General features: G+C 59.7%; 21 protein-coding genes and 2 pseudogenes. 15 read left to right on the top strand and 8 right to left on the bottom strand.

What is annotated here, in order from left to right; genetic code table 11:
• Positions 1-2: 2 nt before the first annotated feature.
• The gene (locus DQ405_RS18875) at positions 3-1730 is read right to left on the bottom strand and encodes a tetratricopeptide repeat protein (RefSeq protein WP_168425617.1); all 1728 of its coding nucleotides are present in this window, start codon (positions 1728-1730) and stop codon (positions 3-5) included.
• Positions 1731-1911: 181 nt separating this feature from the next.
• Between DQ405_RS18875 and hemA the strand changes: the two genes are divergently transcribed.
• The 6 genes from hemA (at position 1912) to DQ405_RS18845 (ending at position 7365) form a co-directional block, all read left to right on the top strand.
• A complete protein-coding gene (hemA, locus tag DQ405_RS18870; RefSeq protein ID WP_168425616.1) occupies positions 1912-3180 on the top strand; it encodes a glutamyl-tRNA reductase in 1269 nt (422 codons plus the stop codon).
• Positions 3177-4259, top strand: coding sequence for a peptide chain release factor 1 (prfA, locus tag DQ405_RS18865; RefSeq protein WP_168425615.1), 1083 nt, complete (start codon positions 3177-3179; stop codon positions 4257-4259). Before hemA ends, prfA begins: the two co-directional genes overlap by 4 nt.
• 108 nt (positions 4260-4367) lie before the next feature.
• A complete protein-coding gene (gene prmC, locus DQ405_RS18860) occupies positions 4368-5195 on the top strand; it encodes a peptide chain release factor N(5)-glutamine methyltransferase (RefSeq protein WP_168425614.1) in 828 nt (275 codons plus the stop codon).
• A gap of 22 nt (positions 5196-5217) precedes the next feature.
• Entirely contained in the window at positions 5218-5973 is a 756-nt protein-coding gene (locus tag DQ405_RS18855; RefSeq protein ID WP_168425613.1) for a molybdopterin-synthase adenylyltransferase MoeB, read from the top strand.
• Complete coding sequence (murI, locus tag DQ405_RS18850) at positions 5966-6757, top strand: glutamate racemase (RefSeq protein WP_168425612.1); 792 nt, start codon at positions 5966-5968, stop codon at positions 6755-6757. The genes DQ405_RS18855 and murI overlap by 8 nt, the downstream gene beginning before the upstream one ends.
• Before the next feature lie 89 nt (positions 6758-6846).
• The gene (locus DQ405_RS18845) at positions 6847-7365 is read left to right on the top strand and encodes an acyloxyacyl hydrolase (RefSeq protein ID WP_168425611.1); all 519 of its coding nucleotides are present in this window, start codon (positions 6847-6849) and stop codon (positions 7363-7365) included.
• A 40-nt stretch (positions 7366-7405) separates the two neighbouring features.
• On the opposite strand, the gene DQ405_RS18840 is transcribed toward DQ405_RS18845, so the two are convergent.
• The 3 genes from DQ405_RS18840 to upp form a co-directional block, all read right to left on the bottom strand.
• Entirely contained in the window at positions 7406-7729 is a 324-nt protein-coding gene (locus tag DQ405_RS18840) for a YkgJ family cysteine cluster protein (RefSeq protein ID WP_168425610.1), read from the bottom strand.
• Positions 7730-7830: 101 nt separating this feature from the next.
• Positions 7831-9093 carry a uracil-xanthine permease family protein gene (locus DQ405_RS18835; protein ID WP_168425609.1) on the bottom strand — a complete coding sequence of 421 codons (1263 nt, stop codon included), beginning with the start codon at positions 9091-9093 and terminating at the stop codon, positions 7831-7833.
• Between the two features lies 1 nt (position 9094).
• Positions 9095-9733, bottom strand: coding sequence for a uracil phosphoribosyltransferase (upp, locus tag DQ405_RS18830; RefSeq protein WP_168425608.1), 639 nt, complete (start codon positions 9731-9733; stop codon positions 9095-9097).
• Positions 9734-9909: 176 nt separating this feature from the next.
• On the opposite strand from upp, the gene DQ405_RS18825 reads away from it, so the two are divergent.
• The 4 genes from DQ405_RS18825 (at position 9910) to DQ405_RS18810 (ending at position 17222) form a co-directional block, all read left to right on the top strand.
• Positions 9910-10467 carry a hypoxanthine-guanine phosphoribosyltransferase gene (locus tag DQ405_RS18825; RefSeq protein ID WP_168425607.1) on the top strand — a complete coding sequence of 186 codons (558 nt, stop codon included), beginning with the start codon at positions 9910-9912 and terminating at the stop codon, positions 10465-10467.
• Positions 10468-11066: 599 nt separating this feature from the next.
• Positions 11067-12872 (top strand): DUF1302 domain-containing protein, encoded by a 1806-nt coding sequence (locus tag DQ405_RS18820; protein WP_168425606.1) that lies wholly within the window; start codon positions 11067-11069, stop codon positions 12870-12872.
• A 107-nt stretch (positions 12873-12979) separates the two neighbouring features.
• Positions 12980-14341, top strand: a complete 1362-nt coding sequence (locus DQ405_RS18815) for a DUF1329 domain-containing protein (protein WP_168425605.1) — start codon at positions 12980-12982, stop codon at positions 14339-14341.
• 259 nt (positions 14342-14600) lie between these two features.
• A complete protein-coding gene (locus DQ405_RS18810) occupies positions 14601-17222 on the top strand; it encodes a LuxR C-terminal-related transcriptional regulator (RefSeq protein ID WP_168425604.1) in 2622 nt (873 codons plus the stop codon).
• Between the two features lie 127 nt (positions 17223-17349).
• On the opposite strand, the gene DQ405_RS18805 is transcribed toward DQ405_RS18810, so the two are convergent.
• The 4 genes from DQ405_RS18805 to DQ405_RS18790 all read right to left on the bottom strand — a co-directional run bounded on the left by DQ405_RS18805 (position 17350) and on the right by DQ405_RS18790 (position 19154).
• On the bottom strand, positions 17350-17619 hold the full coding sequence (locus DQ405_RS18805; RefSeq protein WP_168425603.1) for a DUF3509 domain-containing protein: 270 nt from the start codon (positions 17617-17619) through the stop codon (positions 17350-17352).
• 128 nt (positions 17620-17747) lie between these two features.
• Positions 17748-18011, bottom strand: a complete 264-nt coding sequence (locus DQ405_RS18800; protein WP_168425602.1) for a YebG family protein — start codon at positions 18009-18011, stop codon at positions 17748-17750.
• A gap of 94 nt (positions 18012-18105) precedes the next feature.
• Positions 18106-18570, bottom strand: a complete 465-nt coding sequence (locus tag DQ405_RS18795; protein ID WP_168425601.1) for a multidrug transporter — start codon at positions 18568-18570, stop codon at positions 18106-18108.
• A gap of 122 nt (positions 18571-18692) precedes the next feature.
• Positions 18693-19154, bottom strand: a complete 462-nt coding sequence (locus DQ405_RS18790; RefSeq protein WP_168425600.1) for a DUF721 domain-containing protein — start codon at positions 19152-19154, stop codon at positions 18693-18695.
• 329 nt (positions 19155-19483) lie between these two features.
• Here DQ405_RS18790 and secA point away from each other — a divergent pair.
• The 5 genes and pseudogenes from secA to DQ405_RS18765 all read left to right on the top strand — a co-directional run.
• Positions 19484-22218: pseudogene (secA, locus tag DQ405_RS18785) on the top strand (preprotein translocase subunit SecA).
• Positions 22219-22332: 114 nt separating this feature from the next.
• Positions 22333-23550 carry a bifunctional glutamate N-acetyltransferase/amino-acid acetyltransferase ArgJ gene (gene argJ, locus DQ405_RS18780; protein WP_168425599.1) on the top strand — a complete coding sequence of 406 codons (1218 nt, stop codon included), beginning with the start codon at positions 22333-22335 and terminating at the stop codon, positions 23548-23550.
• 81 nt (positions 23551-23631) lie between these two features.
• Positions 23632-24573 carry a Nudix family hydrolase gene (locus DQ405_RS18775; RefSeq protein WP_168425598.1) on the top strand — a complete coding sequence of 314 codons (942 nt, stop codon included), beginning with the start codon at positions 23632-23634 and terminating at the stop codon, positions 24571-24573.
• A gap of 207 nt (positions 24574-24780) precedes the next feature.
• A complete protein-coding gene (gene ahpC / locus DQ405_RS18770; protein ID WP_168425597.1) occupies positions 24781-25344 on the top strand; it encodes an alkyl hydroperoxide reductase subunit C in 564 nt (187 codons plus the stop codon).
• A 139-nt stretch (positions 25345-25483) separates the two neighbouring features.
• Positions 25484-25849, top strand: a pseudogene (locus tag DQ405_RS18765) (alkyl hydroperoxide reductase subunit F); the annotation flags it as partial.

Below are 25849 nucleotides of genomic sequence, written 5' to 3'. Positions count from 1 at the left end.
AGTCAGGGTTTCTCCGTACCTGTTAGGCGTTTGATGGTTTCGCGCAGCACGGCGCTGTCCGGTTGCTGCTTCAGCGCTTCAGCCCAGATAGTCCGTGCTTCGCGCTGCTTGCCAGCGACCCAGAGCACCTCGCCGAGGTGGGCGGCGATTTCGTGGTCAGGAAGTCGCTCGTGTGCCTTTCGTAGCTGGGTTTCGGCCTCTTCCAGATTGCCCAGACGGTAATTGACCCAGCCGAGGCTGTCGAGAATGGCGGCATCATCGGGATTAAGCCGGTAAGCCTGCTCAATGAGAGCACGGGCCTCATCGTATCGGTCGGTGCGGTCAGCCAGCGTGTAACCCAGCGCGTTGATTGCCATGGCATTGTCTGGTTCGCGCTCGATGATAAAGCGCAGGTCCCGTTCCAGTTGGTCCAGATCGCCACGCTTTTCGGCGATCATGGCCCGGGTATAGAGCAGATTGAGGTCGTCGGGAAACTGCGCTAGAGCCTGTTCGGCAAGCTGCCAGGCCGCCTCGATCTGCTGCTGCGCTGAAAGGGCCTCGATCTCGATCAGGTATAGCTGGATCGCGTAATCGGGCTGTTCGTCACGCGCGCCGGCCAGCAGCTGTGATGCCTCCTGATTGCGGTTCAGGGAAAACAGCAGCTCCGCCTGCATGAGTTTCGCTGGTAGATATTCGTTGCCGGGGCCGACCTTGGTGAACGCCGCGAGCGCCTGCTCGTGTTCCCCCAACTCGCGATAAGCGCGGCCAAGGTTGAAGTGGGCGGCGTCGAGGTGGCTGCCGCGCTCGATCAGCTCTTCCAGATAAACGATGGCTTCACGCCAGGCTTGTGCTTCAAGACACACCAGTGCCATCGAGAAGCGCAGGTCGTCGTCCCCGGGGTGCTGCTGGACCAGAGTGGCGAATTCGCCCATGGCTTCCTCCAGGCGATCCTGCTCGACCAGCAGCCGTGCATAGGTCAGTCGCAGGCGCTTGTCCTCGGGGTGTCGACGGAGGCTTTTTTCCAGCAATGGCAGCGCTTCCTCGCCGCGCTCCAGCACCTGCAGCAAGCGAGCCTGGAGCAGGGTCGAGGGGATTTCCTGCTGGCTGGCGGGTTGCTCTTCGAGCAATGCGAGTGCTTCTTCAGGACGGCCATCCTGTTGTAGCAGCACCGCCTTGCCAAATTTCAGCTGGGGGTTGTCAGGATGCTTGGTCAGCAGCTGATCGAAGCTCTTAATCAGGCCGGTTCGTGTATCCGGATCCGTTTCGGCCGCGGATAGCGCGAGGAAGTCGAAGTGTGTATCGCCCTGGCCCTGCAGCACTTTTTCCATGAACCCCATGGATTCCTCGTAACGCCCGGCCCGTGCCAGCTGCACCGCCGCGGCACGCTGGGCCTCGAGGTTCTCCGGTGCGTTGCCTGCCCAGATCATCGCCGTATCCAGCGCTGCCTGCTCGGCACCGAGATATTCCGCGATTCGGAAACCCCGCTCGGCTACGCCGGGATCCTGGGTCGCGTTGGCCTGCTGGACATAGTTACCCAGCGCGATGTCGAAGCGGTTTCGCTGGCCCGCCAGCTCCGCCACCAACAGCGCATACAGTGTGTCGCTGCTGAACGAACCATACGAACTGGGGCCCGTTTCCACGGTTTTCGGTGCGGTCTCCTCGACCGGCGGGCTGCTGTCGGGAGCGCTCTGCATGAAACTTTGGCAGCCACCGAGAAGCAGGACGGCGCTGAGGGCGAGGAGTTTTTTCATAGGGAATATAGGCTGGTCTGCGGTCGCGGCATGATGACACAAGCCGTCAGGCAAGCACATGGGCCGGCTTGCCAGGCGAATCGGGTGGATCGAACACGTACAGACAATAACCGGCAACGGTTGTTCTGAGACAGGCGAAGTAGGAGAATCGCGCGCTCCGTTTTTCGAATCAGCGACCTGCATGGCTTTCATCGCGCTTGGCATCAATCACAAGACCGCATCGGTGGATGTGCGCGAGCGTGTTGCATTCACGCCCGAACAGATGGTCGAGGCGCTTCAACAGCTTTGCCGAGTCACGCCTACGCGCGAGGCGGCGATCCTGTCGACCTGTAATCGCAGCGAGCTCTATCTCGAACAGGATCAGGTCGAGGCCGAGGCCGTGCTGGCCTGGTTGGCCAGCTATCACCGCCTGAGCCTTGAGGATCTTAAGGCGTGCGCCTACGTTCATACCGATGATCAGGCTGTGCGCCACATGATGCGGGTCGCTTCGGGCCTGGACTCCCTTGTGCTAGGTGAGCCGCAGATCCTCGGGCAAATGAAATCCGCTTATGCCGTTGCGCGCGAGGCCGGCAGCGTCGGCCCGCTGTTGGGGCGACTGTTTCAGGCCACGTTCAGTACCGCCAAGACCGTGAGGACCGACACTGCCATCGGCGAAAATCCGGTCTCGGTGGCGTTTGCCGCGGTCAGCCTGGCCAAGCAGATCTTCGCCAACCTGCATCGCAGTCAGGCCTTGCTGATTGGCGCTGGCGAAACCATCACGCTGGTCGCTCGCCATCTGCACGAGCAGGGCGTCAAACGCATCGTGGTCGCCAACCGAACGCTCGAGCGGGCCAGCGCTCTGGCTGAGCAGTTCGGCGCGCATGCGATCCTGCTGGCCGATATCCCGCACGAGCTCTACAACAGCGATATCGTCATCAGTTCAACTGCCAGCCAATTGCCGATTCTGGGCAAGGGGGCCGTGGAGCAGGCGCTGAAGAAGCGCAAGCACAAGCCGATCTTCATGGTCGACATCGCCGTGCCCCGCGACATAGAAGCGCAGGTCGGCGAGCTGGACGATGTCTACCTCTATACCGTCGACGATCTGCATGAAGTGGTGGCGGAGAATCTCAAGAGCCGCCAGGGTGCCGCGCAGGCTGCCGAAGAGCTGGTCGCAGCCGGTACCGATGATTTCATGGTGCGGCTGCGTGAGCTGGCCGCCGTGGATGTGCTCAAGGCCTACCGCCAGCATGCCGAGCGGATTCGTGACGAAGAAATGCTCAAGGCCCAGCGACTATTGGCCAACGGCGGCACCCCCGAGGATGCGCTGGCGCAACTGGCCCGCGGGCTGACCAATAAACTGCTGCACGCACCCAGCGTTCAGCTGAAAAAACTTTCTGCCGAAGGGCGCATAGAGGCACTGGGCATCGTGCAGGAACTCTTCGCTTTGCCGGATAGCACGGACAAACCATGAAAGCGTCGCTGCTTAACAAACTCGACATCCTGCAGGACCGCTTCGAAGAGCTGACGGCGTTGCTTGGCGACGCCGAGGTGATCAGCGACCAGACTCGCTTTCGCGCCTACTCGCGCGAATACGCCGAGGTCGAGCCGGTTATCGCCACTTATCGCGAGTTCCTCAAGATGCAGTCCGATCTCGAAGGCGCTCAAGCGTTGCTCAAGGACAATGATCCGGACGTGCGCGAAATGGCTGAGGAGGAAGTTGCCGAAGCCCGCGGAAAGCTCGATGACATCGAGGCCCGCCTGCAGCGCATGTTGCTGCCGAAGGATCCCAAGGATGGCCGCAACGTTTTTCTCGAAATTCGCGCCGGTACCGGTGGCGACGAGGCGGCGATCTTCTCCGGTGATCTGTTCCGGATGTATTCCCGCTATGCCGAGCGGCAGGGATGGCGCGTCGAGATTCTGTCCGAAAGCCCTGGCGAGCACGGCGGCTACAAGGAAGTCATCTCCCGCGTCGAAGGCGACAACGTGTTCGCCAAGCTCAAGTTCGAATCCGGTGCGCATCGTGTCCAGCGCGTTCCCGAAACCGAATCCCAAGGGCGTATTCATACCTCGGCCTGCACCGTTGCCGTGCTGCCGGAGCCGGATGAGCAGGTCGCCATTGAAATCAACCCGGCCGATCTGCGAGTCGACACCTATCGCGCATCCGGCGCCGGCGGTCAGCACATCAACAAGACCGACTCGGCGGTGCGGATCACCCATATGCCAAGCGGCATCGTCGTCGAATGCCAGGAAGAGCGCTCACAGCACAAGAACCGTGCTCGAGCCATGTCCTGGCTCGCAGCCAAGCTGCAGGACGTGCAGGACAGCGCTGCGCATAAGGAAATCTCCGATACGCGTAAGCTGTTGGTCGGATCAGGTGATCGCTCCGAACGCATCCGGACTTATAACTTTCCGCAGGGACGAGTCACCGATCACCGTATCAACCTGACCCTGTACTCGCTTAGCGAAGTCATTGGTGGTGCAGTCGAGCAGGTGATCGAGCCGTTGCTTCAGGAGTACCAGGCGGACCAGCTGGCGGCTCTGGGCGATTGACCATCGGGCTGTTAGCGGATCGTGCAAGTCGCGCTCATTCACCCAATGACGAGGCTGACGTAACCTGGCATGCCGCGTCTGCCATCCGGTTCTTACGGAAACGCCAATATGGCCACCATCGAAACCCTGCTACGTGCCGCCGCCCTGCCGGACTCTCCCAGCGCCAAGCTTGATGCCGAATGGCTGCTGGCTGCGGCTCTGGATAAGCCGGCCAGCTATCTGCGTACCTGGCCGGAGCGCGAGGTGCCGTCGGAGTGCGAAGCGCGGTTCACCGCTGATCTGGCACGCCGCCGTCGCGGTGAGCCGGTGGCCTATATTCTCGGTCGCCAAGGTTTCTGGAGTCTCGATCTCGAGGTCGCGCCTCATACCTTGATCCCCAGGCCGGACACCGAGTTGCTGGTCGAAACTGCGCTGCAGCTGCTGTCGGCAACACCGGCTGATGTACTGGATCTCGGCACCGGTACCGGTGCGATCGCCTTGGCCCTGGCTCACGAGCGCCCGGGTTGGCGCGTCACTGGGGTTGACCGCATTGCCGAAGCCGTTGCCCTGGCGACCCGCAATGCCCAGCGCTTGCGGCTCGATAATGCCTTGTTCTGCGAAAGCCGATGGTTTTCCGCGCTCGATGGCAAGCAGTACTCGCTTATCGTCAGCAATCCGCCTTATATCCCGGCGCACGATCCGCATCTTCGGCAGGGCGATGTGCGTTTCGAGCCCAGCACCGCGCTCATTGCCGGGGACGATGGTCTGGACGACATTCGCAAGATTATTTCGAACGCACCGAATCATTTGTCGAACAATGGCTGGCTGCTGTTGGAGCACGGTTACGATCAGGCTTCGGCGGTGCGCGAACTGCTCGCAGAAAGCAGCTTCGCCGATATCCAGAGCCGCAGGGATTTCGGCGGGCACGAGCGTATCAGCCTCGGCCGCCGACCATGATTCATCATCCAGGGAGAATGACATGCTGAGCGATGACGAGCTGCTGCGTTACAGCCGGCAGATCTTGTTGAAACAGGTCGACATCGAGGGGCAACTGAAGCTCAAGCAGAGCAGGGTGCTGATCGTCGGGCTGGGCGGGCTGGGCTCGCCCGTGGCGCTTTATCTGGCGGCCGCTGGCGTAGGCGAGCTGCACCTGGCGGACTTTGACAGTGTTGACCTGACCAATCTGCAACGGCAAGTCGCTCATGATTCCCAATCGGTTGGCGTGCATAAAGTGGATTCGGCTATCGCGCGCCTGTCGTCGCTGAATCCCTTGCTGAAACTGGTGCCGCATCGCGCGGTGATGGATGCTGACACCCTTGGAGCGGCAGTCGCTGCTGTGGATCTGGTGCTCGACTGCACGGACAACTTCGCCGTACGCGAAGCGGTGAACGCGGCCTGCGTCATCGCCAGGAAACCTCTGGTGAGCGGCGCTGCGATCCGTCTCGAGGGGCAGCTGTCGGTGTTCGATCCACGTGTGGCAACCAGCCCCTGCTATCACTGCCTCTATGGTCATGGCAGCGAAACCGAGCTGACCTGCAGCGAAGCCGGGGTGCTGGGACCAGTCGTTGGGATGATTGGCACCTTGCAGGCGCTTGAGGCCATCAAGCTGCTGGTCGGGTTTGGTGAGCCGTTGGTGGGCAGGCTTCTTCTGGTGGACGCACTGTCCAGCCGCTTCCGCGAGCTGAAGGTCAAGCGCGATCCGGCCTGTGCCGTCTGCGGCAGCGTCAATGGCTGACAACGCGCCGGTCGGTGTCTTCGATTCGGGTGTCGGCGGCCTGTCGGTACTGCGAGAGATACGCGCGCGTCTGCCGGGCGAATCATTGCTGTATTTGGCTGACAGCGGCCACGTGCCCTATGGCGAAAAGAGTCCTGAGTTCATTCGCGAGCGTTGCCGGTCGATTGCCGATTTTCTGTTGGGGCAGGGCGCCAAGGCGCTGGTGCTGGCCTGTAATACGGCCACCGCTGCAGGTATTGCCGAGCTTCGCGCGCTGTATCCAGCTATCCCGCTGATAGGCATGGAACCGGCAGTCAAGCCGGCCGCTCAGGCGACCCGTAGTGGCGCGGTCGGGGTGTTGGCCACCACCGGTACATTGAAAAGCGCGAAATTCGCAGCCTTGCTGGATCGTTTTGCCAGCGACGTTCGCGTCATCACCCAGCCCTGTCCTGGCCTGGTTGAATGCATCGAGGCCGGCGAGCTTAATACCGAAGCGACTCGCTTATTGCTACAGGGTTTCGCCCAGCCCTTGATCGAGCAGGGCTGCGACACGCTGATTCTCGGTTGTACCCATTACCCCTTCATCAAGCCGCTGCTGCTCGAACTGTTACCGTCGACGGTCACCCTGGTCGATACCGGGGCGGCGGTGGCGCGGCATCTCGAAACGGTGCTGGCGGCGCGCAACCAGCTGGGGGATGGCGCGGCGATGACGCGCTTTTGGAGTAGCGGTGATCCCCGCCGATTGGCCACGGTACTGCCGGTACTTTGGGGTGAAAGCGGGGCGGTTGCCTACTATCCTGAGTAGGAACTCCCCGTCGCGCCTGCTATCTGTATTTGAGTTGATGTTCGAAAAACAACAAGCGATGCCAAAAATTTTCGACAAGGAAATTCTCAATGAAAAAACTGATCTCCCTCGCTGCGGTCGCGGCTGTTTCTCTAGGGCAAGTAGCTGCCGCTCATGCGTTGGATCTGACCGCTGCCGTTGGGCGAACCGGTGAGTCGACCATGACCTATCGCCTCGGTGCGCAATTGGACTTCAACCGCAGCTGGTTCCAGACCAGCGTTGGCCGGCTGACAGGCTATTGGGACGCCGGGTACACCTACTGGGAAGGCGATGAAACGGCCAGCAACCATAGCTTGTCGCTGGCCCCGGTATTCGTTTACGAGTTCGCCGGCGATGCGGTGAAGCCCTATCTGGAGGTGGGTATTGGTATCGCAGCTTTCGAGAACACCGAAGTGGAGGGCAACGACCTGGGGTCGTCGTTCCAGTTCGAGGATCGCTTCGGTGCAGGACTGCGGTTCGCTGGCGGCCAGGAAGTCGGCGTGCGTGCGATCCACTATTCCAACGCAGGTCTCAAAAACCCGAATGATGGCGTCGAAAGCTACGCCGTGCACTATCGCGCATCGTTCTGAGCGAGGTCATTCAGTGTGGCTGACGGCGCTAGTATCGCCGTCAGTCTCCGTTCAGATAGGCTGCCGCGGAGCCCTTCCGCTCCTCCAGGCAATCGTCCGAACCCAGTTCGAACTCCCGGCATATCAGTGGTCGCTGGGGGTAAATGGTGCAGCGCATGCTGTCCCGATCGAGCGCCACACACCAGCCGTCATCCAGACGGCGCATGACCTGCCCACCCCAGTCATCCTCATCGATGAAGCGTTCGGGAACCCCGGTATCGGTGAGCAATAGGACTTCGAGCCGGCAGCAGCAGGCGGCACAGGTTGAGCAACTGACGGAGCTATCAGCTGGCAATTGGCGATGGGGAATCACGGCGTAGGTCATCGCGGCAGTCTACGCGTCTGGTGCCGGGATGGCTGCAGAAGAAGATCCGGTACGACGAAGGAAGGCGCCAGCACACGGGGTGCTGGCGGCGGGTAGCGATTTCAGTTGTGTTCTTCGAGTTGCTTGTTCTTCCAGCCCTCGCCACCCGGAAGTACCAAGTTGAGAACCAGCGCGATGATCGCGCACAGTGAAATACCGGACAGGCTGAATTCCCCATAGCCGAAAGCCATGCCGCCGATACCGAACACCAAAGTCACTGATACGATGATGAGGTTGCGTGCTTCGGCCAGATCCACCTGATGGCGGATCAGCGTGCTCAGGCCGACCACGGCGATCGAGCCGAACAGCAGGCAAAGAATACCGCCCATGACTGGTACTGGAATGCTCAATAGCCCGGCGCCGAACTTGCCGATGAACGCCAGGACGATTGCGAAAATTGCTGCCCAGGTCATCACCTTCGGGTTGTAGTTCTTGGTCAGCATGACCGCGCCGGTGACTTCCGCGTAGGTGGTATTGGGCGGGCCGCCGAACAAGCCTGCGGCCGAGGTCGCCAGGCCATCGCCTAGCAGGGTGCGGTGCAGGCCAGGCTTCTTGATGAAGTTGTTGCCGGTCACGCCACCAATCGCCACGACGCCGCCGATGTGTTCGATCGCCGGGGCAAGCGCCACCGGGACCATGAACAGGATCGCGCCCCAGTGAAACTCCGGCGCGACAAAGTTCGGAACCGCCAGCCACGGTGCCGAGGCGATACCGGCGGTATCCACGACCCCGAAGGCGAACGACAGACCGTAACCCACCGCGACGCCTGCCAGGATCGGCACCAGGCGGAACAGTCCCTTGCCGAGCACCGCAACCAGCAGCGTAGTGAGCAAGGCTGACATCGAGATCATCATTGCTGTCTCGTAGGGGATCAGTTGAGCGCTACCGTCGCCGGCCTTGCCCATGGCCATATTCACCGCGACAGGTGACAGCGCCAGTCCGATGGAAATGATCACCGGAGCGATTACTACGGGTGGCAGCAGCCGGTCGATAAATCCCGGTCCTTTGAGGCGAACCGCAAAGCCGAGAATCATATAGACGATGCCTGCTGCAACCACGCCGCCGAGTACAGCAGGCAGGCCGAAGTCACCTTTGGCGGCGATGATCGGTGCGATGAAGGCGAAGCTCGAGGCCAGGAATACCGGAACCTGGCGCTTGGTGACCAACTGGAACAGGAGGGTGCCGATACCGGCGGTGAACAACGCGACGTTCGGGTCCATGCCAGTGATCAGTGGCATCAGTACCAGGGCGCCAAAGGCTACGAACAGCATCTGCGCGCCGGCCAATACCTGGCGTCCGAGCGGTTCTTCCATGGGGTGCGACATCTTAGACGTCCTTCTGCTTGGTGCCGAAGATCTTGTCTCCCGCGTCGCCCAGCCCTGGCATGATGTAGCCGTTTTCATCCAGGCGATCATCAATGGAGGCGGTATAGATAGTCACGTCTGGATGTGCTTTTTCGACGGCGTCGATGCCTTCCGGTGCAGCGACGAGCACCAATGCGCGGATTTCCTTGCAGCCGGCTTTTTTCAGCATGTCGATCGCAGCGACCATGGACCCACCGGTTGCGAGCATCGGATCGATGATCATCGCCAGTCGCTGGTCGAGATCGTCTACCAGACGCTCAAGATAGGTATGGGCCTGCAGGGTTTCCTCATTGCGCGCGATGCCTACCGCACTGACCTTGGCGCCGGGAATCAGGCTGAGCACACCATCGAGCATGCCGATGCCCGCACGCAGAATGGGTACCACCGTAATTTTCTTGCCGGAGATCTTCTGGACCTGGACCGGGCCACACCAGCCATCGATGCTGTAGTCTTCGAGCGGCAGATCGCGGGTCGCTTCGTACGTGAGGATCGAGCCAACCTCCTGCGCCAGTTCGCGGAAATTCTTGGTGCTGATATCGGCTCGACGCATCAACCCAAGTTTGTGGCGAATAAGCGGGTGGCGGATCTCTCGAATGGTCATGGGTGGCTCCGGCGGTCGAATAAACCGCCGTAGATTAATGCATCAAGTTGTTAGCGGCTATTGATGTGTCAAACAGGACTTGCCCTGCCCACCGCGGCATCGGTATCGTCGCGCCCTTTATTTGTGGGCAGCCGACCGAGCTGCATCCATCTTCTAACCAATCTTGGAGCATCGCGATGTCCGTCGATCTCGCACACATCCGCCAGATCATGGCCGAAGCAGACTGCCTCTATGCCGAAGCCGAAGTTGAAGCGGCGATCGACGCGGTGGCCGCAAAAATCAACGGCGAGCTGGCCGAGCGAAATCCAGTGGTGTTCTGTGTGATGAACGGCGGGCTGATTTTCTCCGGCAAGCTGGTTCCCAAGCTGAACTTTCCATTGGAGCTCTCCTATCTGCACGCGACGCGGTATCGCAACGAGACGAGCGGCGGTGAGTTGTTCTGGAAGGCCAAGCCGGAGATTTCATTCATCGACCGCGACGTGCTGATCGTCGATGACATTCTCGATGAAGGGCATACGCTTGGCGCGATCATCGACTTCTGCCGGCATGCCGGTGCAGCCTCTGTGCATACTGCCGTATTGGTCGACAAGAATCATCAGCGCAAGGCCCGCCCGGATCTGAAAGCCGACTACGTCGGGCTCAGCTGTGATGATCGATACGTGTTCGGGTATGGCATGGATTACAAGGGTTACTGGCGCAATGCCCCCGGTATCTACGCTGTTAAAGGCATGTAGGGCGGTCTATTAATATCTGTGTGAAGGGGCCGGACGTCGTTCGATCCTGAGCGCTGGCCGGCAACGGATGCCGTGCCGCAACCCTCTTCGCCTCGGTTGAGGAGCCTTCGCACCTCAGTGCGCACCGCTCTGGCTCGGCGTTCTCTCTTCGTAGGCCCGCGTGTGGTTCGTTCATCCGCGCGAGCGCCTGATTTTAGTCTGCTCCGGCTGAATGTTTCGTTTCGTCCCAGTCGCTGCGCTTCGGTAACGCTCCCGCGCGCTGCGTGTCGTTTCCAGCCGTCGAGGTGACGAGATGTAGGGCCTTACAGCGCGTTCTAATCCGAGCCGCCAATGCTTGATCGGGCACGTTCAGCTGAAATTTCCGCAAACAACGTCGCAGCTGCTCTATTTCGGAGGTTGCGCCAATTTTGCTTGCGGCTAAGCTCTCGGATAGCTTCGCTAGGGGCCGCGCTGCAATCACCGTGAGGTTCCGTTGCAGGCCAGTAGTGGGAAGGCTATTCATACTTTCGAATTACAAGCCAAATCAAACCTTAGTGCGCTTAACCCCCCGTTGCCGTGTGGTTAGGGTGAGCGTACTTCGAACCAACCAGGAGCGCCTCATGACAAAAACAACAAGGCAAGGAATCTTCCAGCCCAAGACATTGGCCCTCGCGGTCGCGCTGGGCATCGCCACACCGGCTTATGCGGTTACTTTCAATATTGGGGAAATTGAAGGGCAGTTCGACTCGGCCATGTCCATAGGCGCCAGCTGGTCAACGACGGACCGGGATATGGATTTGGTGGGTATCAACAATGGTGGAACGGGATACACTCAGACCGGTGATGATGGCCGTCTGAACTTTAAAAAAGGCGAAACTTTTTCGAAGATCTTTAAGGGCATTCATGACTTAGAGCTGCGCTACCGTGACAGCGGCGCCTTTATTCGTGGTAAGTATTGGTATGACTTTGAGCTGAAGGATGAAAATCGCCTGTTCAAGGACATCAGTGACAGCAACCGCAAGGAAGCTGCGCAATCTTCCGGTGCGCAGATTCTCGATGCTTTTCTCTACCACAACTATTATCTAGGCGATCTGCCTGGCACGGTCCGTGTCGGACGCCAAGTTGTGAGCTGGGGGGAGAGCACCTTTATCGGTAACTCGATTAACTCGATTAACCCTCTCGATGCTGCAGCATTCCGCCGCCCCGGTGCGGAGATTAAAGAGGGTCTGATTCCGGTAAATATGCTTTACGTCTCTCAGAGTGTAAGTGATCGCCTGAGCATGGAGGCGTTCTACCAACTTGAATGGGACCAGACAATTATCGACAACTGCGGCACGTTCTTCGCAGTCGACGTTGCCCAAGATGGCTGCGATAACAACTACCACGTCGGTAATCCGGCTATCGCACCGCTGCAGCCTGTTGCCGCGATGTTCGGGCAGGGCTTTGAGGTAACCCCGGAGGGGGTCGTGCTGCCTCGTGGCGGCGATCGTGACGCCCGTGATTCCGGGCAGTTCGGTCTGGCATTTCGCTGGCTCGGTGATGCCACCGAGTACGGTGCGTATTTCATGAATTACCACAGCCGCACGCCAAACGTGAGTACGCAGTCAGCAGGCTTGGGGACTGCCGCAGCCCTGCCGAGCATTATCGGTACGGCTGAGGGCATCATGCCAGGCTCCGGAATCGGTCTGGCCCAAAGCGTGATGCTGGGTAATGGCCAGTACTATCTGGAGTACCCAGAAGACATTCGCCTGTATGGTCTGAGCTTCTCGACCACTCTCCCTACAGGCACCGCCTGGTCGGGCGAGGTGAGCTATCGTCCTAATGCTCCAGTTCAGATCAATACGACAGACGTGACGCGGGCGCTGCTCAATCCGATTGCCCCGGGCATTTCTCCCGTCTCGAGTACATTCGGTGCGGACAACCGCGGTTATAACCGTAAGGAAATCACTCAGGTCCAGACCACATTCACTCACTTCATCGATCAGGTGCTTGGCGCGGGTCGCGTGACTCTGGTTGGCGAGGTCGGTTACGCGCATGTCGGCGGTTTGGAGAGCACGAGCGAACTCCGCTATGGCCGTGACGCAATCTACGGCACGCCTGATGATGCTGGCCAACTGGCGGCGTATGGAAATGACGGTTTCGTAACCGCCAATTCCTGGGGCTACCGCTTACGCGCACTGGCCAGCTACAGCAACGTCTTTGCCGGTGTGAACCTGACACCTAACCTGTCCTTCTCCCATGATGTCGATGGCTACGGACCGAACGGTTTGTTCAACGAAGGCGCCAAGGCCGTTAGTGTGGGTGTCGATGCTGAATACCAGAATACTTACACCGCCAGCCTGTCCTACACCGACTTTTTCGGTGGCGACTACAACACCCTGGTCGACCGTGACTTCCTCGCGCTTAGCATGGGCGTGAACTTCTAAGGAGGCCGCTTCAGATATCCCGGCGCGGAGCCCTGCTCAGGGCTCCGCACGTGGCTCGGTTATGCAAGGCCTCCGGCCAAAACAAGATCAAGAGGAACTGGAAACGTATGAAAACAACAAGAAAACTATTCAGTGTCTTGGCCCTCTCGCTGCTGGCAAGCAGCGTTATGGCTGCCGTATCTCCCGAAGAAGCCGCAAAGCTCGGCAACTCGCTGACCCCACTCGGCGCCGAGAAGGCTGGTAACGCCGATGGAACCATTCCCGAGTGGACTGGCGGTCTCCCTACTGATGCAGCGCCGTTAAAAGACGGGCATATAACCAACCCCTTCAAGGATGAGCAGCCCGAGTTCGTCATCACTGCGCAGAACGTCGACCAGTACAAGGACAAGCTGACCGCAGGCCAGCAGGCGATGTTCAAGCGTTATCCAGACACCTACAAGATTCGCGTGTTTCCGACACATCGCAGCGCTGCCGTGCCGGATCGCATTTATGAGGCCGCAAAGAAAAGTGCTCTGAATACCGAGCTGGTGGATGGCGGTAACGGTATCGCCAACTTTGCTGACAGCCGCTACTACGCGTTCCCGATTCCGAAGAACGGCCTGGAAGTCGTCTGGAACCACATCACCCGTTATCGCGGTGGCAACGTACGCCGTAACATCGTGCAGGCCACTCCACAAACGAATGGCAGCTACACCCTGGTGCACTTCGAGGACGAAGTGGCGTTTCCCAGCGACATGTCGGATCTGGACCCGGAGCGCGCCAAGAACGCACTGTTGTTTTTCAAGCAGCGGGTGACGGCTCCATCGCGTCTCGCCGGTAACGTCTTGCTGGTGCACGATTCGCTGGATCAGGTCAAAGAGCCACGCCAGGCCTGGATCTACAACGCCGGTCAGCGTCGCGTACGTCGTGCCCCGCAGGTCGCCTATGACGGACCCGGTACTGCGGCCGACGGCATGCGGACGACCGATAACTTCGACATGTTCAGTGGCGCCCCGGATCGTTACGACTGGAAACTGGTCGGCAAAAAGGAGCTGTACATTCCCTACAACAGCTTCGATATCAACTCCAGCGAGGTGAAATACAGCGATATTCTCAAGGCCGGTCATGTCAACCAGGATCTGGCGCGTTATGAGCTGCACCGGGTATGGGAGATCGAGGCCAACCTCAAAGATGGCGAACGTAATATCTACGCCAAGCGCCGTTTCTTCGTGGACGAAGATACCTGGACCATCGTGCAGTCCGAGCTTTATGACGGCCGTGGTCAGCTGTGGCGCGTCGGTGAAGCCCACATGCTGCAGTATTACCAGCACAAGGTTCCGGCTTATGCATTCGAAGCGCTCTACGATGTGATCTCCGGGCGCTATATTGCGATCGGCATGAGCAACGAGGAGAAAGCGCACGAGTTCGGCTACAAGACCTCGGCGCGAGACTTCACACCGGCTGCACTGCGTAACGCAGGGGTGCGCTGATCATCTAGCATCCATGTTGTGAATAAGGCGGCCAGTTGGCCGCCTTTTTTGTTCAGGCTCGGAGGAGGGTGATAGGTTTTAGCCATTAGGGGATCGGGTCGGACAGGGTTCGGCGATTCGGGCGAGTCGACAAAAGACGCGTAATCGTGCAGGTTGTTGCACACGCACCGACCTGGTCAGTGTGCCAGGTCAAGACTCGACCGATGGCTGCGCGCGTCGCGTTCCTCAATGGACTGATACGAATAAGAGAAACCTCGCTATGTCCGTACGCTTCAATCCTGGTGTACTCGGCACAGAAGCCGCCGCGCAGGTTCAAGTTGCGACTATTCCACGCCTTCCTCCTTCACATATTCCAAGGCCTCGGCTGGTTGAGGCGTTACTCGAGGCCCGCTGTCGCCTGCGTTTGATCTGCGCGCCGGCAGGTTTCGGCAAAAGCGTGCTGATGAACGAGTGTGCTCGGCTGGTACCTGCCGACACCCATCTCGTCTGGCTCGATCTCGGTGGCCGGCCTTTTTCCGCCGAAGCGCTTTATGCACAGCTGAGCCGGGTTCTCAATACTTCTTCCATACCCAGCGGGGACGTGCAGCTGGACCTCATCGCACTCATGGAGGGCTTTCCGCGGCCGCTGTGGATCATGCTGGACGATTACCCGCGTGACACGGCAGTGCAATTCGATGCGTGCCTCGACCAGCTTATTGAAAGGGGCCCTGAATCTGTCAGCTGGTGGGTGAGTAGCCGCCGGCAACCTGCCTGGAAACTGCCTCGGCTTTTACTGCAGGGCGACCTATTCGAATTGGAGGCCGAGGCGTTGGCTCTCACCGCCGGCGAGCTTAGGCAAGTACTCAAGGCGCACCGCCTGGATGTAGCCGACGATACATTCAAGCAATTGCTGACGGGCAGCGAGGGGTGGTTGGCCGGTGTCAGTTTGCTGCTATTGAATGCGAACGAGCAGGCCGTGCGCGAGCGATTGGTCGCGGGGACGCCGTTGTTGAGAGATTATATTCAGCGGGAAGTACTCGAAGGGCAGAGCGAAGATGTTCGCCGGGCTCTCTTTGCTCTGGCGCGGATGCCCCGCTTCTCACCGCCGCTCTGCGAGCATGTGCTTGACGGGATAGGCAGTGAGATTCTTGACGTTCTGAAGACTTTCCAGCTTTTCATCCGCCAGATCGACAACTGCGGCGAGTGGTTTCGCCTGTGGCGCCCGCTAGCGTTGATGTTGCAACGGATACCCGAAGCGGTATCGCCAACTCAGACTCATCTGCGTGCGTGTCAGTGGTTTGCCAATCGCGGTGAGATGCGCGAGGCAGTGGAGCATGCGCTGTGGGCGGGGCAGCCTGAGGTCGCAGCCAATTTTCTGCAGCGCTACGGGCAGGAACAGTTGCTTATCGGCGATAACGTTTCGCATTTCATGAAATGGCGGAGCGAGCTGCCACAGGATTTGTTCAATAGTACGACTCGGCTGATCGTGCTGCATGGCTGGGCGCTGATTATTTCTGCCCGGCTCGATGAGGTGGATGACTGTCTTGCCGGGCTGGCGAAGTTCTTCCCCCAGCCCGACGCTCGGCGCCAGGCACAGTTACTGGCTCAGTGGCAGGCCCTGCGCGGCTTTCTTGCGCGCTTACGTGGAGAGCCCGAGGCGCGCAGCTACTGTCTCCAAGCGTTGGAAGTTCTGTCCGATCACGCATGGGCGCAGCGGGTACTCTGTTACCAGGCGCTGTCTCAGCAGGCGATGGCGGAGAGTCAGCTCGAACTGGCGCAGCAGTACAACAGCGAAGGGATGAAGCTGGCGCGGCTCAAGGGCAGCGTGTTGTATGAAGCGATGCTCAATGTCGATCGAATCCAGCTGCTGGAACTTACCGGAGAATTCGAGCGGGCGGTCGGCGTACTGGAAGAGTCGCTTTTAGTGCTGCGCGATAGCGTCAGGCACAGCCCGATTATCGGTCGGTTGAAACTGCTACAGGGGCACCTGCTGGCCTATCAAGGGCTCGATGAGCCAGCCCGTGAGGCTTTTCAACAAGGGCGAATCGAGACTGAAACCTGTGGTGATTCCTATGTTTTCTTCGGCTACGCGGGGCTGGCGGAGCTGGCTGCGCGTAATCAAGAGTTCCCTACGGCCTATCACTGGTTACGCGAAGCCGAGCGGCTCACCCAGTGGCGGCACGTGCCAGAGGCGCGCTTTCGCGGAATCTTGCCTTTGATAACGGGGCTGACCTGGTTGCATCAGGGGCAGCTGAGAAAGGCGAGATGCGTCTTCCTGCAGGTACTAGAGCTTTATCAAGGGCATATGTATCTGGCGCCTTCCGGGTTCTATGAGCTGCTGCCGCGGGTTCAACGCTATCTCGCGGTGGTCGACCTGCTCTCGGGACGCTCGGCGTTAGCCATCGACACCCTTCGGGAGCTGATCGAGCAGAATCTTCGCTCGCAGCGGCTGGGCCTGGCTTGTGAATGCCGGTTTACCCTTGCGGAAGCCCTTCAGCTGGACGGTCGGCGCGACGAAGCGGAGCTGGAACTACGAAAGGCACTTGGCGAGGCCGCGCGACAGCAACTGGCCAAGCCTCTGTACGAATTGCAGCATCGCCAGCCGCAGTGGCTCGCCAGCGTGCTGCCCAACGGCAAGGGGGAAAGTCTTCGTGATCGCCTGCTGCAATTCGAACGCGAGCCTGAGGACGCCCTCGCCTCGGGTGACGAGGTCATTCTGAGCAACCGGGAACTCACGGTACTGCGCCTCATCGCCCAAGGCTGTTCGAACCAGGAAATAGCCGAGCAGCTCTTTATTTCCTTACACACGGTCAAGACCCATGCGCGGCGGATCAATACCAAGCTAGGCGTAGCCAGGCGCACGCAGGCCGTCGCACGAGCCAAGGCGTTGGCCTGGTTGTGAGTCGTATCGGCCGGCCCGCCAGGCACAGAAACGCACCGCGCCGGTGGAGTGCCGGATCAACAGATCTTATTATTGTTGTCGGAAGGTGGGCTGGGGCGGCCGTTTGCAGGCCGGCGGTCAGGCAGAGCTACTGAGCGGTTGAGTGTGAATGCTTGGTCAAACGATAGGAGCTGGACTGTTCGCCGCGCTCAATCGCGAGGCTGAATTGCAGGCTGGTAATTAAGCGTTCGAGTTGCTGCTGGTCCCGCCATTGACTAGAGCTGATGAAGCGCTTGACCGCCACGCCAGCGGCGTCGGTCAGAGTCAGCAGAATGCTACCGTCAGGTTTCTCAATGCTGAAATTGACGTTGTAGTCTGGCTGAAACACATCGCTGATTTTCTTGAATGGACTGTCCACGCCGGTTACCTGATTGGATGCCTGCACCAATGGACCGAGTCTGGATTAACTAGTTTCGCCCGCTGGGCGCGTTCCGCAGCGGCAAAACGTAGCATGCGATTCGCCGCTGTGCCTGGTTGCCGTTCGCCTCAGGACGCCTCAATCAACGTCGGGAGCTCCGCCAGCGCTTCAGGATTGTTCTTGAATGCCTTGGCAAACAGATCTCGGTGCCGCGCCATGAAAATGCCGATGTCGTCGGCCTGCTGCTCGCTCAGTGATGGCGAGGCCTTTTGCAGCGCAGCGGCCAGAGCCTCCGCCAGCTCAAGCATTTTGTCGTGACGATCGGCTTCGGCTTTATCCATGAACAAACGCTCCAGGTCCCGGCTGCTGCGGTATACCACTTCGACGGCCATCTACCACCTCGGCTGAATTGAATAAGTACTGGTTGTTTGTACAGGATAAGTCGCTTGGCGAAGAATGGAAAGCACTGCGTGTCAGATGGCCATCTTAGTTGGCGAATCGGCCCTGAAGCCGCTCGGCGCGAAACTCCAGGCTGCTGCTGCGGTAACCCGGGCGCAGCGGCGGCAAGGGGGCGCAGGATGTCCAGCGTTGGCCGGGTTGCAAATCGCCGGGGCCACGGTATTGCGGCGCATCGTAGTTAGAGGTCACGAGATTCAGGCTGGAGCCGGGCGGGTAGGCGGCTACCTCCCAGCGCAAACTTCGCAAGGGGCTCGGGCTACGGTTGTCGAGCGTGATATGCAGTGGCTGCGCAGGTGGGCAGGTGGAAGGTGCATATGCCAGTCGCAACTCGAGTTGAGCCAGTAGATGCTCTTCACGCTGTTCCTGCCAGATCACCCATGCGGCAACCAACCCCAAGCCTAGGAGCGCGCCCAGCGAAATCGGCACGGCTCGACGTGGGTAGCGGACCAGCAGGATCACCCAGGTGGCGATCAGCAGGGCGCCAATCAGCATGGCGAATCGCCTTGCAGGTGGATAGGCATCGGTACCTCTATTCGCTTGAGTTCGCAGACATCCTAACGCTGGCAGCGGCGGGTTGCGACACAGCCAAGCACCTGTTAACGCCCTCGAGGCGATCAGTCGTCGGTCGCTGGCCGCGCGTGGCTGGCGAGTCGCTCGAGCGCTGCCTTGAGTCTAGGGTCCGTGATGCCCTGCGCGGTTTCCTGAATGTTGTCCGCCGCCCGTGCCGACAGTTCCGGAGCCGGGCCAGGCTTATGCCGAGGCGTCTCGGGAGGCTGCACCTTGAACTGGATCCGGCTCAGCGCTCGGAATTCTTCCATGCCTTGCAGCTGACGCTGCAGGCGGCGTTGCTGATAGCGCAGACGCGTCGCCCAATGACCATCCGTGACGATCAGCAGGAGAGTGCCCTCGCGCCATGAGGCGACTCGGCAGTACTCGCGTGCGGCTGGTTGCAGTTGGCTTTCGACCAGTTGTTGCAGGCGGTCGAGTCGTCTTGCCTCACCGAACAAGGCTTTCAGCGGCTTCGCCTCGCGCAGCAACGTTGCGGGCGCTCGGGCTGGCGGGGGACGCAACGACATAGCAGGCATCCGGGGAGATGGAAGGTGAGCGGCAATCTTAGCAGAAGCGCCGGAGAGCCCGGGCTGATTGGGTATCGCGATCAATAGGCTTGCGATCGGACGAGCACGCCAACAGACAGCCCGCGACCGCGCTGGTCCGTACTGGCAGATTGCTCTGGCTGGCTATTGGCGTGACCGCCAGGTCGCAAAATTACGGCCTCGCTGGCTGCTGCAGCTGCGCAGTAGGCACCTTTCCTCGCGGGCGTTTCCGAGTAGAATGCCCCCTTTGCACGCAGCCGCGGTGGCCCTGCGGTCGTGCCTCCATCCCCAGCATGGAAGTCTTTGTCGATATGTTTGCGCCTTTAATGAAGAAGCTCTTTGGTAGCAAGAATGACCGTGAGGTCAAGCGCATGCTCAAGGCGGTACAGGCCGTCAATGCGCTCGAAGAGCAGATGCTGTCTCTCTCCGATGAGCAGCTGCGGAGCAAGACCGAAGCGTTCAAGGCCCGCCTCGGCCAAGGCGAGACCCTCGACCAGATTCTCCCCGAAGCCTTCGCTGTCTGCCGTGAAGCCGGCAAGCGAGTGATGGGCATGCGTCACTTCGATGTGCAGCTGATCGGTGGCATGACCTTGCATGAAGGCCGGATCGCCGAGATGCGTACCGGTGAAGGTAAGACTCTGGTGGCGACGCTTGCGGTCTATCTCAACGCCCTCGCTGGTAAAGGTGTTCACGTGGTGACGGTGAACGATTACCTGGCTCGCCGCGACGCCAACTGGATGCGTCCGCTATATGAATTTCTGGGCCTATCGGTGGGCATCGTCACGCCGTTCCAGCCGCCGGAAGAAAAACGAGCGGCTTATGCTGCCGACATTACTTACGGCACCAACAACGAGTTTGGCTTCGACTACCTGCGCGATAACATGGCGTTCAGCCTTGAGGAAAAGAATCAGCGCGAGCTCAATTTCGCGGTCATCGACGAGGTGGATTCGATCCTCATCGACGAAGCACGTACACCGCTGATCATTTCCGGTCAGGCCGAGGACAGCTCCAAGCTCTACCAGCAGATCAATCAGCTGATCCCGCTCCTCAAGCAGCACATCGAGGAAGAAGAGGGTGTCGTTACCCAGGAAGGCCACTTCAGTATCGATGAAAAGACCCGGCAGGTTGAGCTGAACGAGCAGGGGCATCAGTTCGTCGAAGAAATGCTGACCCAGGCGGGGCTGCTGGCAGAAGGCGAAAGCCTCTACTCTGCGCACAACCTAGGGTTGCTGACTCACGTCTATTCCAGCCTGCGCGCGCACAAGCTGTTCCATCGCAACGTCGAATACATCGTGCAGAACAACCAGGTCCTGCTGATCGATGAGCACACCGGTCGTACCATGCCGGGTCGCCGCCTTTCCGAAGGTCTGCACCAAGCCATCGAGGCGAAGGAAGCGCTGCCGATCCAGCCGGAAAGCCAGACCCTGGCGTCCACCACCTTCCAGAACTACTTCCGCCTGTACAAGAAGCTTTCGGGCATGACCGGCACCGCCGATACCGAAGCCTTCGAATTCATGCAGATCTACAACCTGCCAGTGATGGTCATCCCGACCAACAAGCCGCTGGCGCGCAAGGACTACAACGACCTGGTCTATCTGACGCAGGAAGAGAAGTTCGCTGCGATCATCGCTGACATCAAGGACTGCCAGAACAATGGTCGTCCCGTTCTGGTCGGCACCGCGACTATCGAGAGTTCGGAATACGTCTCGCGCCTGTTGGAAAAGGAAGGCATCGAGCACAAGGTGCTCAACGCCAAGCATCACGACAAGGAAGCCGAGATCATCGCCCAGGCCGGGCGTCCTGGCGCAGTGACCATTGCTACCAACATGGCTGGCCGGGGCACTGACATCCTGCTCGGTGGCAACTGGGAAGTCGAAGTCGCGGCGCTTGAAAATCCATCCGACGAGCAGGTCGCGCAGATCAAGGCCGATTGGCAGAAACGTCACCAGGCGGTGCTGGAAGCGGGTGGCCTGCATGTGATKCGTCCGAACGTCACGAATCGCGTCGTATCGACAATCAGCTGCGCGGCCGTGCAGGCCGTCAAGGGGATGCCGGTTCGAGCCGTTTCTACCTGTCCCTGGAAGACAGCCTGATGCGCATCTTCGCCTCGGATCGGGTGAAGAATTTCATGAAGGCGCTGGGCATGGAGTCCGGCGAGGCCATCGAGCACCGTATGGTGACCAACGCCATCGAGAAGGCCCAGCGCAAGGTCGAGGGCCGCAACTTCGACATGCGTAAGCAACTGCTCGAGTACGATGATGTCGCCAACGAGCAGCGCAAGGTGATCTATCACATGCGCAATAGCCTGCTGGCCGCCGACGAAATCGGCGAGACCATCAGCGAGTTCCGCCGTGAGGCGCTCGACCATGCAATCAGCCTGCACATCCCGCCGCAGTCGCTGCCGGAACAATGGGATATCGCTGGTCTCGAAGCCGTCCTCTACAGCGATTTCGGTACGCGGCTACCGGTTCAGCAGTGGCTTGATGAAGACGAAAAGCTGTACGAGGAAACCCTGCGCGAGCGCATCCTCCAGGCGTTGACCGACGCTTACCACGAGAAGGAAGAGCTGGCCGGCGCCGAAGCGCTGCGCACCTTCGAGAAACAGATCGTCCTGCGTGTACTCGATGATCTGTGGAAAGATCACCTATCGACGATGGATCATCTGCGTCATGGTATCCACCTTCGTGGTTATGCCCAGAAGAACCCGAAGCAGGAGTACAAGCGCGAGTCGTTCGCGCTGTTCCAGGATCTGCTCGAATCCATCAAGCGCGACAGCATCCGTGTACTGTCCCACGTACAGGTTCGTCGTGAAGATCCGGCCGAGGAAGAACAGCGCTTGCGCCGTGAGGCCGAAGCGCTGGCGCAGCGTATGCAGTTCCAACACGCTGAAGTATCGGCATTGGAGCAATCGGACGATGAGCCGGAAGCCGAGGGCGGCGTGGCTGCCGCCGCGCCGGTGCGTACCGAACAGAAGATCGGACGCAACGAGCCGTGCCCTTGTGGCTCCGGCAAGAAGTACAAGCATTGTCACGGACAGGTTCAATAACCAGAGCCGTTTTGTTATGACCCGCGCCGCGACCGGCCTAGCCGCTCGCGGCGTTTTTCGCCCTGTTTTTTACTGGTGGCTGAAAGCCATCCAAATGTCCTGAGGAGTGCATCAATGGCTGTCGGTCTTGGTCCCTTACCTACACTGCATCCGGTTCCCGGTTTCGAGCTCGGCATTGCCTCGGCTGGCATCAAGCGACCGGGGCGAAAGGATGTCGTGGTGATGCGCTGCGCCGAAGGATCGACGATTGCTGGTGTGTTTACCCTGAATGCGTTCTGCGCTGCGCCAGTGATTCTGGCCAAGCAGCGAGCGCAGGGAGCGGTTCGTTATCTGTTGACCAACACCGGTAACGCTAACGCCGGTACGGGCGAGCCGGGCATGCAGGCGGCGATGCGCAGCTGTGCCAGCCTCGCTAACCTTGCGGGCGTTGATGAAAAGAATGTTCTACCGTTTTCCACCGGCGTGATCGGCGAGCCGCTGCCTGTCGACAAGATCGAGGCTGCGTTGCCAGCAGCCCTGTCTGACCTGGACGAGAACCATTGGGCCGAAGCGGCCGCCGGCATCATGACCACCGATACCCTACCCAAGGGCGCCAGTCGGCAGTTCGAGCATCAGGGTGTCACCGTCACCGTTACCGGCATTTCCAAAGGCGCCGGCATGATCCGCCCGAACATGGCGACCATGCTTGGCTATATCGCCACGGATGCCAAAGTCAGCCAGGCGGTGTTACAGGACCTTGTGCGCGATGCGGCGGACAAGTCGTTCAATCGCATCACCATTGATGGCGATACCTCGACCAATGATTGCTGCATGCTGGTGGCGACCGGCAAGGCGGCATTGCCGGAGATCACCGAGGCCAGTGGCGAGTTGTTTATCAAGCTCAAGCAGGCCGTGTTCGACGTGAGCATGGAAGTGGCGCAATCCATCGTGCGAGATGGCGAGGGCGCGACCAAGTTCGTCACGGTGATAGTCAACGGCGGGAAAAATCATCAGGAATGTCTCGACGTCGGCTATGCCGTTGCGCATTCACCGCTGATCAAGACCGCGCTGTTCGCCTCCGACCCCAACTGGGGGCGCATTCTGGCGGCGGTTGGTCGTGCTGGGGTGCCTGAGCTGGACGTCAGCAAAATAGATGTCTATCTCGGGTCTGTCTGCATTGCCAGCCAGGGCGGGCGGTCGCCGAGCTACACCGAAGAGCAGGGCGCCGCGGTGATGGCCGAGGAGGAGATCGAAATTCGAATCGAGCTGGGTCGCGGCAGCTGCAGCGAGACTATCTGGACCACCGACCTTTCTCACGAGTACGTGCGTATCAATGCTGAATACCGTACCTGATGTCGCTGCGGCGACTGGCTGGCTGACAGATCGGGACCAGCTACTGCTTCCGTCCTGCAGCCCATGGCATGGAGCCGAGGCATGAAACGACTCCATGTAGCCGCCGGCGTAATTCGTCGGGGTGATGGTCATATACTGATCGCCAGGCGCCCGCTGGATAAGCATCAGGGCGGGCTGTGGGAGTTTCCTGGAGGCAAGGTCGAGGCGGGCGAAACAGCCGAGGCCGCACTGGCTCGTGAGCTGGCCGAAGAGTTAGGCATCGCCGTGGCTGCGGCGCGGCCGTTGATTAAGGTCCGTCACGATTACCCAGATAAACAGGTTTTGCTGGATGTCTGGGAAGTGCTGTCTTTCTCGGGCGAAGCCTACGGTGCAGAGGGGCAGGCATTAGCCTGGGTGGAACCCGAAGATCTGTCGAGTTACAGCTTTCCTGCTGCGAACCGGCCAATAGTGACTGCAGCGCGGTTACCGAATCATTACCTCATCACGCCGGATCATCTTGCCCCTCGCGAGCTGCTAGACGGGCTGGCGTTGGCATTGGACGCAGGTATTCGTCTGATCCAATTGCGTTCGACGTCCCTTGATGACGCCGATTACCGATCGCTGGCGACCGAGGTTTCGGATATGTGTGTCGGTCGTGCGAAGGTAATGCTCAAAGGGCCTCTGGAGTGGGCGGACGATTTTCCTGAAGCTGGCTGGCATCTGACCGCTCAGCAATTACGTCAGCATGAGGGGCAGGGCCGGCCATTGGCACCTGGACGCTGGCTGGCTGCGTCATGCCATGATGCGGCCGAAATGGGCATGGCGTCGACATTGGATGTTGATTTCATTACTGTCTCGCCGATACTGCGTACCGCGACCCACCCCGAAGCGCAGCCGTTGGGGTGGCGCCGCGCTGCCGAATTACTGTCAGGTTTCGGCCAGCCCGCCTATCTGCTGGGCGGTCTTGGTCCAAACGATCTGGCGCAAGCCTTGTGCGAGGGCGCGCAAGGCGTGGCGGCTATCCGGGCACTCTGGCCGCGATAAACAGCCGTTTCCGGCAGCCGAGTCGAAAGCGAGTCATCGCCCGAATTGCGGGGCCAAATCGGTGTCGTATCGAGTGCCGTCGCCAGTTGAAGAGCGCGTTGATAGGCATAGGCTATCGCCGCAATTTCTTCAATCAATTAACCGTATGCGGTTGTCTGCGGTATCGTAGGCGCCGTTAAAGTTCTGAATCCCAAAAGGAGTTAGCAGATGTCTCTGATCAACACCCAAGTCCAGCCGTTTAAAGTCAACGCTTTCCATAATGGCAAGTTCATCGAAGTTACCGAAGAGTCCCTGAAGGGCAAGTGGTCGGTGATGATCTTCATGCCGGCAGCTTTTACCTTCAACTGCCCGACCGAGATCGAAGATGCTGCCAACAGCTACGCCGAGTTCCAGAAGGCTGGTACCGAGGTGTACATCGTCACCACCGATACCCATTTCTCGCACAAGGTCTGGCACGAGACTTCCCCAGCGGTCGGCAAGGCCCAGTTCCCGCTGATCGGCGACCCGACTCACCAGCTGACCAACGCGTTCGGCGTCCACATTGCCGAAGAAGGTCTGGCTCTGCGCGGCACTTTCCTGATCAACCCGGAAGGCGTCATCAAGACTGTCGAGATCCACTCCAACGAGATCGCTCGCGACGTATCCGAGACTCTGCGTAAGCTGAAAGCCGCTCAGTACACTGCCGCTCATCCGGGCGAAGTGTGCCCAGCCAAGTGGAAAGAAGGCGAAGCCACTCTGGCCCCGTCGCTGGATCTGGTTGGCAAGATCTAAACGGCCATTCGGCGCTGCGTCTTGCGCAGCGCCAGCAAGGTTGTTTTTCGGACGTTTCGTCGATCCGAGCTCCAACGCCTGGGCGTGATCCGTCCGGGCGTTTTATTACCTGAATTTCGCAAGAAGGGGATCGCTGCTCATGTTGGACTCCAATCTCAAGACCCAGTTGAAGGCCTATCTTGAAAAGGTCACCCAGCCGTTCGAGATCGTTGCGTCCCTCGATGACGGTGCCAAATCCCAGGAAATGCTCAGCCTGCTGGAAGAGATCACCAGCCTGAGCGACAAGATTACGCTGCGTACTGACGGCGATGACGTGCGTAAGCCCTCGTTCGCACTCAACCGCATCGGTGGCAACATCAGCCTGCGTTTCGCTGGCATCCCGATGGGGCACGAATTCCACCTCGCTGGTGCTCGCCCTGCTGCAGGTTGGCGGCCATCCGTCGAAGACTGCACCGGAAGTCATCGAGCAGATCCAGAACCTCGATGGTGAATACAACTTCGAAAC

Source organism: Pseudomonas sp. SST3 (assembly GCF_003325755.1).
Note: the sequence above shows the minus strand (reverse complement) of the source record. Positions and strands in the feature narration are given on the sequence as shown.

What these genes read in the sequence shown, in the direction of transcription:
- DQ405_RS18845 (WP_168425611.1), top strand. Translation starts at nt 6,847, where the DNA reads ATGAAAAAACTGATCTCCCTCGCTGCGGTCGCGGCTGTTTCTCTAGGG.
- upp (WP_168425608.1), bottom strand. Translation starts at nt 9,733, where the DNA reads ATGACCATTCGAGAGATCCGCCACCCGCTTATTCGCCACAAACTTGGG.
- DQ405_RS18775 (WP_168425598.1), top strand. Translation starts at nt 23,632, where the DNA reads ATGAAACGACTCCATGTAGCCGCCGGCGTAATTCGTCGGGGTGATGGT.
- prfA (WP_168425615.1), top strand. Translation starts at nt 3,177, where the DNA reads ATGAAAGCGTCGCTGCTTAACAAACTCGACATCCTGCAGGACCGCTTC.
- prmC (WP_168425614.1), top strand. Translation starts at nt 4,368, where the DNA reads ATGGCCACCATCGAAACCCTGCTACGTGCCGCCGCCCTGCCGGACTCT.
- DQ405_RS18820 (WP_168425606.1), top strand. Translation starts at nt 11,067, where the DNA reads ATGACAAAAACAACAAGGCAAGGAATCTTCCAGCCCAAGACATTGGCC.
- murI (WP_168425612.1), top strand. Translation starts at nt 5,966, where the DNA reads ATGGCTGACAACGCGCCGGTCGGTGTCTTCGATTCGGGTGTCGGCGGC.
- DQ405_RS18790 (WP_168425600.1), bottom strand. Translation starts at nt 19,154, where the DNA reads ATGTCGTTGCGTCCCCCGCCAGCCCGAGCGCCCGCAACGTTGCTGCGC.
- DQ405_RS18815 (WP_168425605.1), top strand. Translation starts at nt 12,980, where the DNA reads ATGAAAACAACAAGAAAACTATTCAGTGTCTTGGCCCTCTCGCTGCTG.
- DQ405_RS18835 (WP_168425609.1), bottom strand. Translation starts at nt 9,093, where the DNA reads ATGTCGCACCCCATGGAAGAACCGCTCGGACGCCAGGTATTGGCCGGC.
- DQ405_RS18825 (WP_168425607.1), top strand. Translation starts at nt 9,910, where the DNA reads ATGTCCGTCGATCTCGCACACATCCGCCAGATCATGGCCGAAGCAGAC.
- hemA (WP_168425616.1), top strand. Translation starts at nt 1,912, where the DNA reads ATGGCTTTCATCGCGCTTGGCATCAATCACAAGACCGCATCGGTGGAT.
- DQ405_RS18795 (WP_168425601.1), bottom strand. Translation starts at nt 18,570, where the DNA reads ATGCTGATTGGCGCCCTGCTGATCGCCACCTGGGTGATCCTGCTGGTC.
- DQ405_RS18800 (WP_168425602.1), bottom strand. Translation starts at nt 18,011, where the DNA reads ATGGCCGTCGAAGTGGTATACCGCAGCAGCCGGGACCTGGAGCGTTTG.
- DQ405_RS18875 (WP_168425617.1), bottom strand. Translation starts at nt 1,730, where the DNA reads ATGAAAAAACTCCTCGCCCTCAGCGCCGTCCTGCTTCTCGGTGGCTGC.
- ahpC (WP_168425597.1), top strand. Translation starts at nt 24,781, where the DNA reads ATGTCTCTGATCAACACCCAAGTCCAGCCGTTTAAAGTCAACGCTTTC.
- argJ (WP_168425599.1), top strand. Translation starts at nt 22,333, where the DNA reads ATGGCTGTCGGTCTTGGTCCCTTACCTACACTGCATCCGGTTCCCGGT.
- DQ405_RS18855 (WP_168425613.1), top strand. Translation starts at nt 5,218, where the DNA reads ATGCTGAGCGATGACGAGCTGCTGCGTTACAGCCGGCAGATCTTGTTG.
- DQ405_RS18810 (WP_168425604.1), top strand. Translation starts at nt 14,601, where the DNA reads ATGTCCGTACGCTTCAATCCTGGTGTACTCGGCACAGAAGCCGCCGCG.
- DQ405_RS18840 (WP_168425610.1), bottom strand. Translation starts at nt 7,729, where the DNA reads ATGACCTACGCCGTGATTCCCCATCGCCAATTGCCAGCTGATAGCTCC.